Origin of the sequence: Streptomyces polygonati (assembly GCF_042650325.1) — a bacterium.
Lineage (GTDB): Bacteria > Actinomycetota > Actinomycetes > Streptomycetales > Streptomycetaceae > Actinacidiphila > Actinacidiphila polygonati.
Genome location: NZ_JBHSBB010000013.1, coordinates 529,236 through 544,218 on the forward strand (window position 1 = coordinate 529,236; position 14,983 = coordinate 544,218).

11 protein-coding genes are annotated in these 14,983 nt (G+C 72.2%); 10 read left to right on the plus strand and 1 reads right to left on the minus strand.

Annotated features, from left to right (window positions below; all coding sequences use genetic code 11):
• Positions 1 to 23 precede the first annotated feature (23 nt).
• Both ACFO3J_RS20505 and ACFO3J_RS20510 read left to right on the plus strand, forming a co-directional pair.
• Entirely contained in the window at positions 24 to 3,911 is a 3,888-nt protein-coding gene (locus ACFO3J_RS20505) for a glycosyltransferase (RefSeq protein ID WP_386430992.1), read from the plus strand.
• Positions 3,908 to 5,359, plus strand: a complete 1,452-nt coding sequence (locus ACFO3J_RS20510; RefSeq protein ID WP_386430994.1) for a DUF5719 family protein — start codon at positions 3,908 to 3,910, stop codon at positions 5,357 to 5,359. The genes ACFO3J_RS20505 and ACFO3J_RS20510 overlap by 4 nt, the downstream gene beginning before the upstream one ends.
• Before the next feature lie 59 nt (positions 5,360 to 5,418).
• Here the strand turns inward: ACFO3J_RS20510 and ACFO3J_RS20515 are convergent, their stop codons facing one another.
• Positions 5,419 to 5,871 (minus strand): metallopeptidase family protein, encoded by a 453-nt coding sequence (locus tag ACFO3J_RS20515; RefSeq protein ID WP_386430995.1) that lies wholly within the window; start codon positions 5,869 to 5,871, stop codon positions 5,419 to 5,421.
• 355 nt (positions 5,872 to 6,226) lie between these two features.
• Here ACFO3J_RS20515 and ACFO3J_RS20520 point away from each other — a divergent pair, with 355 nt between their 5' ends.
• The 8 genes from ACFO3J_RS20520 to ACFO3J_RS20555 all read left to right on the plus strand — a co-directional run bounded on the left by ACFO3J_RS20520 (position 6,227) and on the right by ACFO3J_RS20555 (position 14,464).
• Positions 6,227 to 6,598 carry a DUF3499 domain-containing protein gene (locus ACFO3J_RS20520; RefSeq protein ID WP_386430997.1) on the plus strand — a complete coding sequence of 124 codons (372 nt, stop codon included), beginning with the start codon at positions 6,227 to 6,229 and terminating at the stop codon, positions 6,596 to 6,598.
• Positions 6,599 to 6,707: 109 nt separating this feature from the next.
• Positions 6,708 to 8,066 (plus strand): phosphomannomutase/phosphoglucomutase, encoded by a 1,359-nt coding sequence (locus ACFO3J_RS20525; RefSeq protein ID WP_386430999.1) that lies wholly within the window; start codon positions 6,708 to 6,710, stop codon positions 8,064 to 8,066.
• 284 nt (positions 8,067 to 8,350) lie between these two features.
• Positions 8,351 to 8,530, plus strand: a complete 180-nt coding sequence (locus tag ACFO3J_RS20530; RefSeq protein ID WP_093741731.1) for a Trm112 family protein — start codon at positions 8,351 to 8,353, stop codon at positions 8,528 to 8,530.
• A gap of 113 nt (positions 8,531 to 8,643) precedes the next feature.
• The gene (locus tag ACFO3J_RS20535) at positions 8,644 to 9,801 is read left to right on the plus strand and encodes an SIS domain-containing protein (protein ID WP_386431001.1); all 1,158 of its coding nucleotides are present in this window, start codon (positions 8,644 to 8,646) and stop codon (positions 9,799 to 9,801) included.
• Positions 9,798 to 11,000 carry a mannose-6-phosphate isomerase, class I gene (gene manA / locus ACFO3J_RS20540; RefSeq protein ID WP_386431003.1) on the plus strand — a complete coding sequence of 401 codons (1,203 nt, stop codon included), beginning with the start codon at positions 9,798 to 9,800 and terminating at the stop codon, positions 10,998 to 11,000. Before ACFO3J_RS20535 ends, manA begins: the two co-directional genes overlap by 4 nt.
• A gap of 115 nt (positions 11,001 to 11,115) precedes the next feature.
• Positions 11,116 to 12,075: a cation diffusion facilitator family transporter gene (locus ACFO3J_RS20545; RefSeq protein WP_386431005.1), complete on the plus strand. Its 960-nt coding sequence runs from the start codon at positions 11,116 to 11,118 to the stop codon at positions 12,073 to 12,075.
• Positions 12,076 to 12,307: 232 nt separating this feature from the next.
• Positions 12,308 to 13,759 (plus strand): adenosylhomocysteinase, encoded by a 1,452-nt coding sequence (gene ahcY, locus ACFO3J_RS20550; protein ID WP_386431007.1) that lies wholly within the window; start codon positions 12,308 to 12,310, stop codon positions 13,757 to 13,759.
• Between the two features lie 90 nt (positions 13,760 to 13,849).
• Complete coding sequence (locus ACFO3J_RS20555; RefSeq protein WP_386431009.1) at positions 13,850 to 14,464, plus strand: hypothetical protein; 615 nt, start codon at positions 13,850 to 13,852, stop codon at positions 14,462 to 14,464.
• The last annotated feature ends 519 nt before the right edge of the window (positions 14,465 to 14,983 follow it).

Genomic DNA, 14,983 nt, shown 5'->3' on the forward strand with positions numbered 1-14,983 from the left:
AGCGAACCGGGGCCAGAACCTCGATGTCCGTGAACAGCCCAGCTCCGGCCGCTCAAGCGGCCGGCACCCCTGAGTTCCCGCGCCATGTCGTCACCGCCGTGCTGGTCGCCCACGACGGCGCGCGCTGGCTGCCCAAAGCCCTCGCCGGGCTGCTCGCCCAGGACCGCCCGGTCCAGGACGTCATCGCCGCCGACACCGGCAGCGCCGACGACTCCGCCCGCCTGCTCATCGAGTCCCTGGGTGACCAGCGGGTCCTGCACCTCGCCCGCCGCACCGGCTTCGGCGCGGCCGTGGAGGAAGCCGCCCGCGTCGCCGCGCCGCTCACCGCCGAGCAGCTGCCGTACCTCCAGCGCCGCAGCGGCTGGGACCCGGTGAGCCGGAGCTGGAACGACGACGTCTACGACGAGCCCGAACAGCCGCACGGCGAACCCGTCCAGTGGCTGTGGCTGCTGCACGACGACTGCGAACCCGACCCCGGCGCGCTCGCCGCCCTGCTGCGTACCGCCGAGTCGTCCCCATCAGCCACGATCATCGGTCCCAAACTCCGCAGCTGGTACGACCGCAGGCAACTGCTCGAAGTCGGCGTCAGCATCGCCCGCAGCGGACGCCGCTGGACCGGCCTGGAGCGACGCGAGCAGGACCAGGGCCAGCACGACCAGGTGCGCCCGGTCCTGTCGGTGTCCTCGGCCGGCATGCTGGTGCGCCGCGACGTGTGGGAGGAGCTCGGCGGCTTCGACCGCCGGCTGCCCCTGATGCGCGACGACGTTGACTTCTGCTGGCGCGCCCAGGCCGCCGGCCACACCGTCCTGATCGCCCCCGACGCCGTACTGCGCCACGCCGAGGCCGCCTCCCGCGAGCGCCGCCCCGTGGACTGCGCCGGCCGCTCGGCGGTCAACCCGCACCGCGTCGACAAGGCCGGCGCCGTCTACACGCTGCTCGCCAACACCCGCGGCCCGCTGCTGCCCTATGTGGTGCTGCGGATCGTCGTCGGCACCCTGCTGCGCACCCTCGCCTATCTCGTCGGCAAAGTCCCCGGCCAGGCCGTGGACGAGATCGTCGGCCTGCTCGGCGTACTGCTGCGGCCCGGCCGGCTGCTCGCCGCCCGGCACCGGCGCGGTCGCGGCCAGGTGTCCCCCTCCGAACTGCGCCCGCTCTTCCCGCCGCCCGGCGCGACCGTCCGCGCCACCGTCGACCAGGTTGTCAGCAATCTCGCCGGCCGCGCCGACGACGCCTCGGCCGCCGCCGGACGCCACGGCGGCGCCGGGGTCGAGTCCGGACCCGGCGACGACGACGGCGACTTCCTGGAGATCGAGCAGTTCGCCCGGCTCAAGCAGATCGCCCGCAAGCCCGGCCCGGTGCTCTTCGCCCTGCTGCTGATCGTCTCGCTCGCCGCCTGCCGCGCGCTGCTCGGCGGCGGCGCGCTGGCCGGCGGGGCCCTGCTGCCCGCCGACCCCGGTGCCTCCGATCTGTGGTCCACCTACGCCGGGTCCTGGCACGCGCTGGGCACCGGCGGCACCCAGGACGCGCCCCCCTACATCGCGGTCCTCGCGATCTTCGCCACCGTGCTGTTCGGCTCCACCGGGCTCACCTTGACGCTGTTCCTGGTCGCCTCGGTGCCGCTGGCCGGTGTCGCCGCCTACTTCGCCTCCCGCCCGCTGGTGGAGTCCCGCCTGCTGCGGGCCTGGGCCTCGGTCGCCTACGCCTTCCTGCCCGCGGTCACCGGCGCACTGGCCGCGGGCCGCCTCGGCACCGCGGTCCTGGCCATCCTGCTGCCGCTGATGGCCCGCGCCGCGGTCGCCGCGACCGGTCTCCAGCTCAGCCCCGCCGCCATCGAACGCGGCACCCGCCCCAGCTGGCGCGCCACCTGGGCGCTGGCGCTGATGCTGACCTTCACCACGGCCTTCACGCCGGTCACCTGGCCGATCGCCCTGGTGCTGGCCGCGGTCACCCTCGGCTGGCGGCTGGTCGGCGGCGGGCGGCAACTGCTCGTCCCGCACCTGCTGCGGTTCGCGGCGCTGATCATCACACCGATCGTGCTGCTGGCCCCCTGGTCGCTGTCGCTGCTCGGCCACCCGGGACGGCTGATGAACGAGGCCGGCCTGCCGTACGGCACCGGCTCCGCCTCGGGCGCCGACCTGCTGCTGCTCAGCCCCGGCGGCCCCAAGGCGTCCGGCGGGATCCTGCTGGTCGGCGTGCTGCTGGCAGCCCTCGCCGCGCTGATGCGCGACACCCGGCGTACCGCGATCGTCGCCGCCTGGGCCGCCGCCGCGACCGGTCTGCTCTTCGCCGTCATCGAGAACGGCAAGGACTGGGCCGGCCCGGCCACCCTCGTCTACGGCCTCGCCCTGCTGGCCGCCGCCGCCATCGGCGCGGAGAACGCCAATGAGCGGATCGCCGCCAGCGGCTTCGGCTGGCGCCAGCCGGTGGCCGGCCTGATCGCCATCGCCGCGGCCGCCGCGCCGCTGCTGGCCGCCTTCACCTGGGTGGTCGACGGCGCCAACGGCCCGATCAAGCGCGTCGACCCACAGCAGGTCCCCGCCTTCGTCGCCGAGGAGAGCCTCTCCGGCGACCAGCCCCGCACCCTGGTCCTCAGCGGCACCGCGGGCAGCGTCTCGTACGCCCTGGTCCGCGGCTCCGGAGTGCGCCTCGGCGACGCGGAGCTCGCCGCCGAGGCCGACCCGGACAGCGCCCTGGACGGCGTGGTCGCCAACCTCGTGGCCGGCTCGGGCGCCGATCAGGGCAGCCGGCTGGCGGGCTACGCCATCCGCTACGTCCTCGCGCAGAAGGGCGCGCCCCACTCCTACGGCCGGGTGCTGGACAGCACCCCCGGTCTGTCCCGGGTCAGCCAGACCGGCGGCACCGAACTGTGGCGGGTCAACGTCAACGTGTCCCGGATCACCATCACCAGCAAGGGCGCCCAGCCCGTCGCGGTGTCCGCGGGCCGGGTCGAGGCGCACACCGACGTACCCGCGGGTCCGGCCGGCCGCGTCCTGCGACTCGCCGACAGCGCGGCGCCGGGCTGGCACGCCACCCTCGCCGGCGCCGCCCTGCCCCGCACCACCGTGGACGGCTGGGCACAGGGCTTCGAACTGCCGGCCACCGGCGGCCGCCTCGACGTCACCTTCGAGGAGCCCGCCACCCACATCGGCTGGCTCGGCGCCCAGGGCCTGCTGCTGCTCGTGGTGATCGTGCTGGCGCTGCCCGGCCGGCGCCGCGAGATCGACGACGACCTGCCGGAGGCGGACGGCGCCACGGCGACCGGGTCGGGCACCTTCACCGCCGAGATCCCCGGTCAGGCCGCCGGCGAGGGCCGCCGCGCCCGCCGTCTCCAGGCCGCCGCCGAGGCCGAGGGCGCTCTCGCGCCCGACGCACCTGCGGCCCCGGACCTCCCCGACGCCGAAGAACAACCGGCCGAGCAGGGCGAACAGGCCGCGCACGAGCAGGACGCCTACGAGCAGGACGCGTACGACGGCGGCGCCTACGACCCGGCCGAGAGCGGTTACGACCCCTACGCGCCCCCGGTCGGCGCCGAAGCCGGCTACGGCTACCAGGAGCAGGGCTACCAGGACCCGAACTACGCCCAGGGCGCCGACCCCGCCCAGCAGTGGGACGGCCAGTACCCGTCGCCGCCCGCCGCGCCGCCGGCCCCCGGCACGTACGAGGAGCAGCAGGCCGCTTACGGCGAGGGCTACGGCTACATCCCGGCCCAGCCCGGCTACGACCCCTACGCGCCCGTCCCCGACGACCCCGCCGCCTACGGCATACCGCAGCAGGGCTACGGCCCCGGCTACGGCGAACAGCAGCAGGGCTACGGTGACGAGCCGGGTTACACCGACCCCGCCGCGTATCCCGACCCCGGCGCCTACTACCCAGAAGGCGACCAGCGCCGCGACGGGAGCGACCAGCAGTGAACCGCAACGCCCTTTCCCTGGCCGCCGCAGTCGTCGCGCTCGCCGCACTGACCGGCGCGGCGACGCTCAACAGCGGCAGCACCTCCGCTGCCCCCTCGGTGGCGGCCGCCCGGCTGCCGGTGCAGCGCAGCGGCCTGCTGTGCCCCGAGCCGTCCTCCTCGGAGTTCGCCACCACCCAGTACACCTCCTTCACCCCCAAGGGCAGCGGCACCGGCGGCAGCGCCCGGCTCGTCCCGGTCACCCCCAAGGCGAAGCCGGTGGCACCGCTGGCGGCGGCCGGCAAGCCCGTCACCGCGACGACCGACAAAGCCGACGCGCCCGCGCTGATCGGCACCGCCGACGGCTCGCTGGCCCCCGGCTGGACCGTGCAGCAGACCACGGTCGTCAGCAGCGGCCCGGGGCGCGGCCTGCTCGGCGCCTCCTGCGTGGTGCCGGACAGCGAGTTCTGGTTCCCCGGCGCGAGCACGGTCGGCACCCGGCAGGACTACGTCCAGCTGATCAATCCCGACCAGACGCCCGCGGTGGTGGACATCGAGCTGTACGGCAAGGACGGCCTGCTCAAGGCCTCCACCGGCGACGGCATCACGGTGACCGGCGGCGGCACGGAACCCGTGCTGCTGTCCACGATCGTGGCCGACAAGGACCCGGACCTGACCGTGCACGTGGTGGCCCGCAGCGGCCGGGTCGGCGCCCTGTTGCAGTCGACCGACACCCGCGCGGGCGCCGACTGGATGGCGCCGGCCGCGGACCCCGCCACCAGCCTCGTCCTGCCCGGCATCCCCGCCGACGCCACCGATGTGCGTCTGGTGGCGTTCGCGACCGGGTCGGACGACGCCGACCTCACCTTGAAGCTCGCCACGTCCACCGGCACGATCACCCCGGCCGGGCACGAGACACTGCACGTCAAGAGCGGTATGTCCACCGCTGTCGACCTCGGGGACGTCACCAAGGGCGATGCCGCCTCGCTGATCATCGGATCGAGTGATGTGCATACGCCGGTGCCGGTGGTCGCCGCGCTCCGCATCACGCGCGGCAAGGGTGCCAAGCAGGAGATCGCCTTCCTGCCGGCCACCCCGCAGATCGACACCCGGGCCAGCGTCGCGGACAACCGCGCCAAGGGTGCGGTGCTGTCCCTGACCGCGATCGGCAAGCCCGTCACCGTACGGGTCACCTCCTCGCCGGGCTCGGGCGGCGGAGCCGGGGCGACGAGGACGGTCACGGTCAAGGCGGGTGCCACCCTGGCCATGGCCCCGCCGCAGCAGGCCGGCCTCAAGGGCACCTACGCGGTGACGGTGGAACGGCTCTCCGGCGGCCGGCTCTACGCGTCCCGCACGCTGGCGCTGCCGGTGGGCGGGGTACAGATGTTCACCGTCCAGACGATGCCGGACGACCGGGGAACGGTCTCGGTCCCGCAAGCGGCGCCCGACCTGCGGATCCTGGACCGCTGAGGGGACCGGATCCGGCCAACGCCGGGCCGGGGCGCCGGGGTCCACCCGGCGCCCCCGCCTCAGTCCTCGCCGTACTTCGGGTCCACGTTCTCCGGCGACAGTCCGAGCAGCTCGGCCACCTGCTCCACGACGATCTCGTGCACCAGCAGGGCCCGCTCGTCGCGGCTCTTGGCGCGGATCTCCACCGGGCGCCGGTAGACGACGATCCGGCTCGGCCGGTCCTTGGCGGCGCTGATCAGCCGGCCCAGCGGCACCGGCTCGCCCTCGGTGGCCAGCCCGTCCTGCGGCCAGGGCACCTCCTGGACGGCGAACTCCACATCCGCCAGCTGCGGCCAGCGCCGCTCCAGCCGGTCCGCGGCATCCCGTACCAGGTCGTCGAAGGCATCGGCCCGGCTGAGCGACAGCGGCACCTGCGGAGGCGCGATGGGCCCACGCATCCCGCGCCCATGACGGTCGCGGTGACGCGGTCGTGGCGCGGAAGGGATCGGAGGGGTGGGAGCCGAGCTGTCCATCAGCGTGAGCCTAGTCCTCGCGGGGAGTCCGTACAGCAATAGATCCTGCCCTTGTCGCCCGGAGAGCGAACGCGGCCCATCAGGTGGCCGCCCCCGTACCCCGGCACCCCGAGCGCGGCGGGCCGTGCCGGGCCGGGGAAGCGGCGAAAACCAGCCACCCCGGATCGGAAATCTTTGCCGGTCGAACCGTAACCAGAGCCTTACCATGAGTAAGTCCCGGCTGGCCGTCATCGTCCGCGCAGGTCAGCGCTCGCCGACCGGGGCCCGTGGTTCCCGCGGGCGGCGAGCGACACGACCGGGTGAGTCGGGGGAGAGTCGTCGCGGCCCGTTCAAGAGTGCGGTACCGTCCAACGTCGTGAGCCCTGTACGTCGCTGTTCGCGCACCGCCTGCGGCCGTCCCGCCGTCGCGACGCTGACGTACGTCTACGCGGACTCCACCGCCGTTCTCGGCCCGCTGGCGACCTATGCCGAACCGCACTGCTACGACCTGTGTTCCGAGCATTCGGAGCGGCTCACCGCCCCGCGCGGCTGGGAGGTCGTACGGCTGGCCACGGACAGCGGCCCGGTGCGCCCCAGCGGCGACGACCTCGAAGCCCTGGCCAACGCCGTACGGGAAGCGGCCCGACCGCCGCAGCGGGGCCCCGGGCCCTCGGGCGCGCGGGACATCGACCCGGTGGAAGTGGCCAGACGCGGGCATCTGCGGGTTCTCCGGTCACCGGAGTCATAGGCCGCCCGAAGCCGTTCGGTAGGTTGTGCCGGGCTCTCCGCTCGCTGGGCATCCTCGCCGCCGAGCTCCCTGCTGATGCCCGCTCCGCTCCGTCCGACAGAGGTGTGCTGTGACCGATTTGTCGCCGATCATCAAGGCGTACGACGTTCGCGGCGTCGTTCCCGACCAGTGGGGCGAGCCGCTCGCCGAGATCCTCGGCGCGGCCTTCGTCACGGTCACCGAGGCCGGGGCGATCGTCATCGGCCACGACATGCGCCCCTCCTCGCCCGGCCTGTCCCGCGCCTTCGCCCGCGGTGCCGCCTCGCGCGGCGCGGACGTCACCGAGATCGGCCTGTGCTCCACCGACGAGCTGTACTTCGCCAGCGGCCGGCTCGGCCTGCCCGGCGCGATGTTCACCGCCAGCCACAACCCGGCCCGCTACAACGGCATCAAGATGTGCCGGGCCGGCGCCACCCCCGTCGGCCAGGACACCGGACTGGCCGACATCAGGGCGCTGGCCGAGAAATGGTCCGAGACCGGGGTGCCGGCCGCGATCACCGAGCCCGGCACGATCGGCGCCCGCGACGTGCTCGGCGACTACGCCGACTACCTGCGCTCCCTGGTCGACCTGTCCGGCATCCGGCCGCTCAAGGTCGTGGTCGACGCCGGCAACGGCATGGGCGGCCACACCGTGCCCACCGTGCTCGACGGCCTGCCCGTCGAGCTGGTGCCGATGTACTTCGAGCTGGACGGCACCTTCCCCAACCACGAGGCCAATCCGCTGGACCCGAAGAACCTGGTCGACCTCCAGGCCAAGGTCCGCGAGACCGGCGCCGACATCGGGCTGGCCTTCGACGGCGACGCCGACCGCTGCTTCGCGGTGGACGAGCGCGGCGAGCCCGTCCCGCCGTCCGCGGTCACCGCCCTGGTCGCCGCCCGGGAACTGGCCAAGCACCCCGGCGCCACCATCATCCACAACCTGATCACGTCGTGGTCGGTGCCCGAAGTCGTCGCCGAGCACGGCGGGGTCTCCGTGCGCACCCGGGTCGGGCACTCCTTCATCAAGCAGGAGATGGCCGCCTCCGGCGCGGTCTTCGGCGGCGAGCACTCCGCCCACTACTACTTCCGCGACTTCTGGAACGCCGACACCGGCATGCTCGCCGCCCTCCACCTGCTGGCCGCCCTCGGCGCCCAGGAGGGGCCGCTGTCGGCACTGGTCGGCTCGTACGACCGCTATCCCGCCTCCGGCGAGATCAACAGCGCCGTCGCCGACCAGGCCGAGCGCACGGCCGCGGTACGGGCCGCTTTCACGGGCCGGCCCGGCCTGGCCTTCGACGAACTCGACGGCCTCACCGTCACCGCCGCCGACTGGTGGTTCAACCTGCGCGGCTCCAACACCGAGCCCCTGCTCCGGCTGAATGTCGAGGCCCGCGACACCGCGACCGTCGCCCGGCTCCGCGACGAGGTGCTCGGGATCGTACGGGCCTAGACACCTGTGCGCGCCGGGCCGCTGGTCACACAGGTGCGGCCCTCGCGGCCGGTGATCGCGGGGGCGGGGCGTACGCCGGGGCCCGCGATCGCGGGGGCCGGGCCGCCCGGCGCCGAGGCGCGTGTGTGTCCCGAGCGCGGGGATAGGCTTTGAGCGAAGAGGGGGAGCCGCCGCCCGACGGGCGGCTCGCCCACCGCCTCGACGGCCACCGCCGGCCGGCACCGCGCACCCGATGCCCGAGGCCGGCCGCCCTCGGCCCGTAGACCGCCCGGAGGACACCGCCCATGCCGCTCGTCGAACCCAGCCTGCTGGAGATCCTCGCCTGCCCGGCGTGCCACGCCCCGCTGCGCGAGGACACCGACGCGAACGAACTCGTGTGCACCTCCGGCACCTGCGGCCTGGCCTACCCGGTGCGCGACGAGATCCCCGTCCTGCTGGTGGACGAGGCCCGTCGCCCCGCCTGACCCGGGCGGACCGCGCCACCGCACCTCGACCGCCTCCGCTGAGCCGCCGACCGGCTGTTCAGCGGACCCGCTGAGTACGCATCACCGCTTGGATCCGACCGGGAGGTCGTGTTTTGTTCGACGAGACGCTGCTGGAGGACCCCGACGCGCTCGCCCGCGCCGACGTCCACGGGCTGCTGCGCGGAGTCGCCGCCGCGGGGGCCCGGGTACGTACCGCGCTGTGGCTCGCGGAGGAGGCAGGCGTCGCCGAACTCCGCCCCGACGGCCAGCCCCGCACTCTCCTCATCGCCGGCAGCGGGCCGGAAACCGCCGCCGTGGCAGACCTGCTGTCCGCCCTCAGTTCCGGCAACTGCCCGATCCAGCTCCTCCACCCCACCGGACCCACCCCGCAGGAATCCCGCTGGGCGCTGCCCGGCTGGGCCGGCTCGCTCGACCTGCTGCTCCTGCTCAGCACCGAGGGCACCGAGCAGGGCCTCACCGACCTCATCGAGCAGGCCTACCGGCGCGGCTGCACCGCCGCCGCCGTCACCCCGCCCAAGGCGCCGCTGGCCGAAGCCGTCGCACAAGTACGCGGCATGGCACTGCCCTTCGCCGCCCCGGACGCCAACGGCCACAGCGCCGAGCCGGGCCCGCGCGGTGAACGGGCCGCCGACACCGGCGCCTTCTGGGCCCTGCTCACCCCGCTGCTCGCCCTCGCCGACCGCATCGGCCTGCTCAACGCGCCGCCGTCCGCGCTGCGCACGGTCGCCGACACGCTCGACGAGGTGGCCACCCGCTGCGGTCCCGCCGTCGCCACGTACAGCAACCCGGCCAAGACCCTCGCCGCCGAACTCGACGACTCCCTGCCGCTGTTGTGGAGCCAGGGCCGGATCGCCGGGGCCGCGGGCCGCCGCTTCGCCGCCGTACTCGCCACCCGCGCCGGCCGGCCCGCGCTCAGCGCCGAACTCCCCGCCGCGCTCCTCGCCCACGGCCCCCTCCAGGCAGGTGCCAACTCCCTCGCCTCGGCGGACCCGGACGACTTCTTCCGCGACCGGCTGGAGGAACCCGACCGGCTGCGGCTGCGCATCGTGCTGCTCCAGCAGGCCCCCGACCAGCCGGCCTCCGCCGCGCCGGCGGTCCGCGAACAGGCCTACGCGCACGACACCCCGCTCAGCGAGATCTCCACCACCGCGGGGACCCCGCTGGACACCGCCGCCGAGCTCCTCGCCCTCACCGATTTCGCCGCCGCTTACCTGGCCGTCGCTTCGACCGAGAGATCATCATCGGCATGAACCGCCTCCACAACACCGTCCGCCCCTACGCCTGGGGATCCACCACCGCCATCCCGGAACTGCTCGGCACCGAGCCCACCGGTGAACCCCAGGCCGAACTGTGGATGGGCGCCCACCCCGGCGCGCCCTCGCGCGTCGACCGCGGCGACGGCCTGGTCGCCCTCGACTCGGTCATCGCCGCCGACCCCGCCGCGGAACTCGGCGAGGCCACCGTCAAGCGCTTCGGCCCCCGGCTCCCCTTCCTCCTGAAGGTGCTGGCCGCCGGCGCGCCGCTGTCCCTGCAGGTCCACCCGGATCTCGCACAGGCCCGGGCAGGCTTCGCCGACGAGGAAGCACGGGGCGTCCCGCTGGACGCGCCGCAGCGCAACTACAAGGACACCAACCACAAGCCCGAGATGCTCGTGGCGCTCTCCCCGTTCGACGGCCTGTGCGGCTTCCGCCGGCCGACCGAGGCCGCCGACCTCGTCGAAGCCCTCGGCGTCGGCAGCCTCGCCCCTTATGTGGACATCCTGCGCGCCCACCCGGAGGACCGAGCGCTGCGCGAGGTCCTCGCCGCCGTCCTCGGCGCCGATCCCGACGAGATGGCCGCCACGGTGCACGCCGCCACCGAGGCCGCCGCCCGCCTCGCCGCCGCCGCAGGCACCCCGTACGCCGCCGACTACGCCGCTTACGCCAAGATCGCCCACAGCTTCCCCGGCGACAGGGGCATCATCGCCGCGATGCTCCTCAACCATGTCCGCCTCCAGCCGGGCGAAGCCCTCTACCTCGGCGCCGGTGTCCCGCACGCCTACCTCGAAGGCCTCGGCGTCGAGATCATGGCCAACTCCGACAATGTGCTCCGCTGCGGCCTCACCCCCAAACACATCGACGTGACCGAACTCCTGCGCATCGTCCGCTTCGAGGCCGACGACCCCGGCGTGCTCCGCCCCGAGGCCGCCTCCGACGGCGAGGAGCTCTATGCCGCCCCCATCGACGAATTCCGCCTCTCCCGCTTCGCCCTGGCCCCCGGCACCGACGCCCGGTCCCTCGACCGGGGCACCCCGCAGATCCTGCTCTGCACCCGCGGCGAGGCCCGACTGCGCAGCGACGACAGCGACACCATCACCCTGGCACCCGGCGAATCCGCCTTCCTCGCGGCCGGCGAACGTGTCGACCTCAGCGGGGCCGGCACGGTCTTCCGAGCCACGGTGACCGCCTGACACCCCGCTGACACCCCGAGATCCACCAGGGCCGCAAGGCCGCACCACTGTCCGACCGCCGCGCCCGACCAGGCGTGGCCACCTGCCCGGCCGACGGAAGGGACATCCAGCATCAATGAGCGCGTCAGGCGGAACCAAGGCGATCATCGCGGCGCTCAGCGCCAACCTCGCCATCGCCGTGGCCAAATTCGTGGCATTCGCGTTCAGCGGGTCCTCGTCGCTGCTCGCGGAAGGCGTCCACTCCATCGCGGACTCCGGCAACCAGGCACTGCTCCTGATCGGCGGCAGGAAGGCCAAGCGCGCCGCCAGTGAGGAACACCCGTTCGGCTACGGCAGGGAACGGTACGTCTACGCCTTCCTCGTCTCCATCGTCCTGTTCTCCGTCGGCGGCATGTTCGCCCTCTACGAGGGCTACGAGAAGATCCGCCACCCGCACCCCGTCGAACACTGGTACTGGCCGGTCGGCGTCCTCGTCTTCGCGATCATCGCCGAGGGCTCCTCCTTCCGGACCGCCATAAAGGAGTCCAACCACACCCGCGGCAGCCTCTCCTGGATCGAGTTCATCCGCAGGGCCAAGGCCCCCGAACTCCCGGTCGTCCTGCTGGAGGACTTCGGCGCGCTCATCGGCCTCGCCCTGGCCCTGGCCGGCGTCGGTATCGCCCTCGGCACCCACAACGGGGTCTGGGACGGTGTCGGCACCCTGTGCATCGGCTCCCTCCTCATCGTCATCGCACTCGTCCTGGCCACCGAGACCAAGTCCCTGCTCATCGGCGAGGGCGCGAACCCGGACTCCGCCGCCAAGATCCGCTCCGCCATCGTCGACGGGGCCACCGTCACCCGGGTGATCCATATGCGGACCCTGCATCTCGGACCCGAGGAACTGCTCGTCGCCGCCAAGATCGCCGTCCGGCACGACGACACCGCCACCGAGGTCGCGCAGGCCATCGACGCCGCCGAAGAGCGCATCCGCGCCGCGGAACCCTTCGCTCGCGTCATTTACCTCGAACCCGATATCTACAGCGACACCGCCGCTTCGGCGGGCCCCGACCCAGCACAGACCCCCGGCGGACGCTGACTGCGCACTGGGGCCGACCCATCGATCGGTGTAGATTCGTCTCCAGCCAGACGTCGCTGCTGATGGCGGTCGGGCGGTCACCGTGAGGTGACCGGCCGAGGGAGAGAGGGCCTCCGACGGATTGCGCTGCCGCAAGGGGACGGGTGTGCCCGCAGGACATCGCACCCCAAGCCGTTCGACGGCCGCGCCGTATCCCTGTCCGCCTCGACCTCAACCGCGAGGAGCAGATCGCATGTCCACCTCTACCGCCGACTTCAAGGTCGCGGACCTTTCCCTGGCCGTTTTCGGCCGCAAAGAGATCACTCTGGCCGAGCACGAGATGCCCGGTCTGATGTCGCTCCGCGAGGAGTACGGCACCGCCCAGCCGCTGGCGGGCGCCCGTGTCACCGGTTCGCTGCACATGACCGTGCAGACCGCCGTACTGATCGAGACGCTGGTCGCCCTGGGCGCCGAGGTCCGCTGGGCCTCCTGCAACATCTTCTCCACCCAGGACCACGCCGCTGCGGCTGTCGCCGTGGGCCCCGACGGCACTCCGGACAACCCCAAGGGTGTCCCGGTCTTCGCCTGGAAGGGCGAATCCCTGGAGGAGTACTGGTGGTGCACGGAACAGGCGCTGACCTGGCCGAACACCCCCACCGGCGGCCCCAACATGATCCTCGACGACGGTGGTGACGCCACCCTGCTGCTCCACAAGGGCGTCGAGTTCGAGAAGGCCGGATCGGTGCCGGCCACCTCCCCCGAGGACCCCGAGGAGTACGGCTACGTCCTCGGCCTGCTGCGCCGCACCCTCGGTGAGAACCCGCAGAAGTGGACCCAGCTCGCCTCCGAGATCCGCGGTGTCACCGAGGAGACCACCACCGGCGTGCACCGCCTCTACGAGATGCAGCAGGACGGCACCCTCCTGTTCCCCGCGATCAACGTCAACGACGCGGTGACCAAGTCGAAGTTCGACAACAAGTACGGCTGCCGGCACTCCCTCGTCGACGGCATCAACCGCGCCACCGACGTCCTCATCGGCGGGAAGGTCGCCGTGATCTGCGGCTACGGCGATGTCGGCAAGGGCTGCGCCGAGTCCCTGCGCGGCCAGGGCGCCCGCGTGGTGATCACCGAGATCGACCCGATCTGCGCACTGCAGGCCGCGATGGACGGCTACCAGGTCGCCACTCTGGACGATGTGGTGGAGACGGCCGACATCTTCGTCACCACCACCGGCAACCGCGACATCATCATGGCTGCCGACATGACCCGGATGAAGCACCAGGCGATCGTCGGCAACATCGGCCACTTCGACAACGAGATCGACATGGCCGGCCTCGCCAAGGTCCCCGGCATCGTCAAGGACGAGGTCAAGCCGCAGGTCCACACCTGGACCTTCCCCGACGGCAAGACGATCATCGTGCTGTCCGAGGGCCGCCTGCTCAACCTCGGCAACGCGACCGGTCACCCGTCCTTCGTGATGTCCAACTCCTTCACGGACCAGACGCTGGCGCAGATCGAGCTGTTCACCAAGCCGGAGGAGTACCCGATCGGCGTCTACGTGCTTCCCAAGCACTTGGACGAGAAGGTCGCCCGTCTCCACCTGGACGCGCTCGGCGTGCGCCTCACCACGCTCCGGCCGGAGCAGGCCGCGTACATCGGCGTGAAGGTGGAAGGCCCGTACAAGTCGGACCACTACCGCTACTGACCCGCGCGTCCGACCGCGTAACGACCCACCGAACACCGGCCCCCGTCTCGTCCGCGAGGCGGGGGCCTCGCCGAATACCGAGACCACACGATGCCCCGCGGCCGTTACTCGTTCCATGACACCCACGACCACACCCCCATAGGTACAGAACACTTCCACTGCGCCACCGGCCCCTCCGGCTGGCGCTATACGGCACAGACCACTACTCCCACCGGGGATCACGCAGGCTCGGTGGACCTCACCATTGACGATCTGGGCCGTCCCATCCGCCTCGAACTGCACGCCTCCGCCTGGCGCGTACGCGCGGCCGCGCTCGACGGCGTCACCTGGGTGCGTACCGACCCCACCGGCGAGCACGCGCAGGAGGGAAACGCCTCCGCGCACGCCTTCACCGGTGCCTCACCGGCGTTCTTGATCGCCACCGCACGGCTCCTGCGCCTGGCGCCCGGAGGTCCGTCCACCCGCGTACGACTCGTCTCATTCCAGCCTCCCGTGCTCGCGCCGCTGACCGTCGATCAGTCGTGGTCCTTGATCACAAGGACAGCACATTCCACGGACAGCGGTTCGCTGCCTGTGGATAACTTTCTCGTCGTGGACCTCGCCACGGGTGAGCAGCACGATGTCCACATCGCCGGCGACGTCGTGCTCACCGCGCCCGGCATCGAGCTGGAGGACCTGGAGACACCTCCGTCGACCTTCAGCTGACAGATGTGCGTAGGGTGCGCGTCGCCTGCTACTCTTCAACTCGCCTCGGGAAGTCCATTGACGTGGATCGACCGGGGATGTAGGTTAGAACGGTTGTCACGAACTGGACGTGTCCGGGCGTGAACGACTAGGATCTGCCTATCGCTTCGTTCATCGAAGACACCATCAATCAATCCGAGAGAAATCTCAGGGCGGGTTTTTGCGTCTCCGAAACGCGCGGCGGTAATTCCGACCGGAAAGCATCTGCTAAAGTCGGAGACACAACGAAGGGAAAGCCCGGAGGGGCCGGTGACGGTCACGATGGCAGCTTCCGTTCTTTGAGAACTCAACAGCGTGCCAAAAGTCAACGCCAGATATGTTGATGCCCCGTCCCCGTTGTGGGATGAGGTTCCTTTGGAAAAGTCCTTCCTTAGCCGGAAGGCAATACATAGCGAGGACGCTGTGCATCACGGGGATTATTCCTCCCGGTGGTGCCGCTCTTGCGTGGAGACATTCACGGAGAGTTTGATCCTGGCTCAG

Coding starts and splice junctions, on each gene's coding strand:
- ACFO3J_RS20505 (WP_386430992.1), top strand. CDS start 24: ATGTCCGTGAACAGCCCAGCTCCGGCCGCTCAAGCGGCCGGCACCCCT.
- ahcY (WP_386431007.1), top strand. CDS start 12,308: ATGTCCACCTCTACCGCCGACTTCAAGGTCGCGGACCTTTCCCTGGCC.
- ACFO3J_RS20545 (WP_386431005.1), top strand. CDS start 11,116: ATGAGCGCGTCAGGCGGAACCAAGGCGATCATCGCGGCGCTCAGCGCC.
- ACFO3J_RS20555 (WP_386431009.1), top strand. CDS start 13,850: ATGCCCCGCGGCCGTTACTCGTTCCATGACACCCACGACCACACCCCC.
- ACFO3J_RS20530 (WP_093741731.1), top strand. CDS start 8,351: ATGCCGCTCGTCGAACCCAGCCTGCTGGAGATCCTCGCCTGCCCGGCG.
- manA (WP_386431003.1), top strand. CDS start 9,798: ATGAACCGCCTCCACAACACCGTCCGCCCCTACGCCTGGGGATCCACC.
- ACFO3J_RS20515 (WP_386430995.1), bottom strand. CDS start 5,871: ATGGACAGCTCGGCTCCCACCCCTCCGATCCCTTCCGCGCCACGACCG.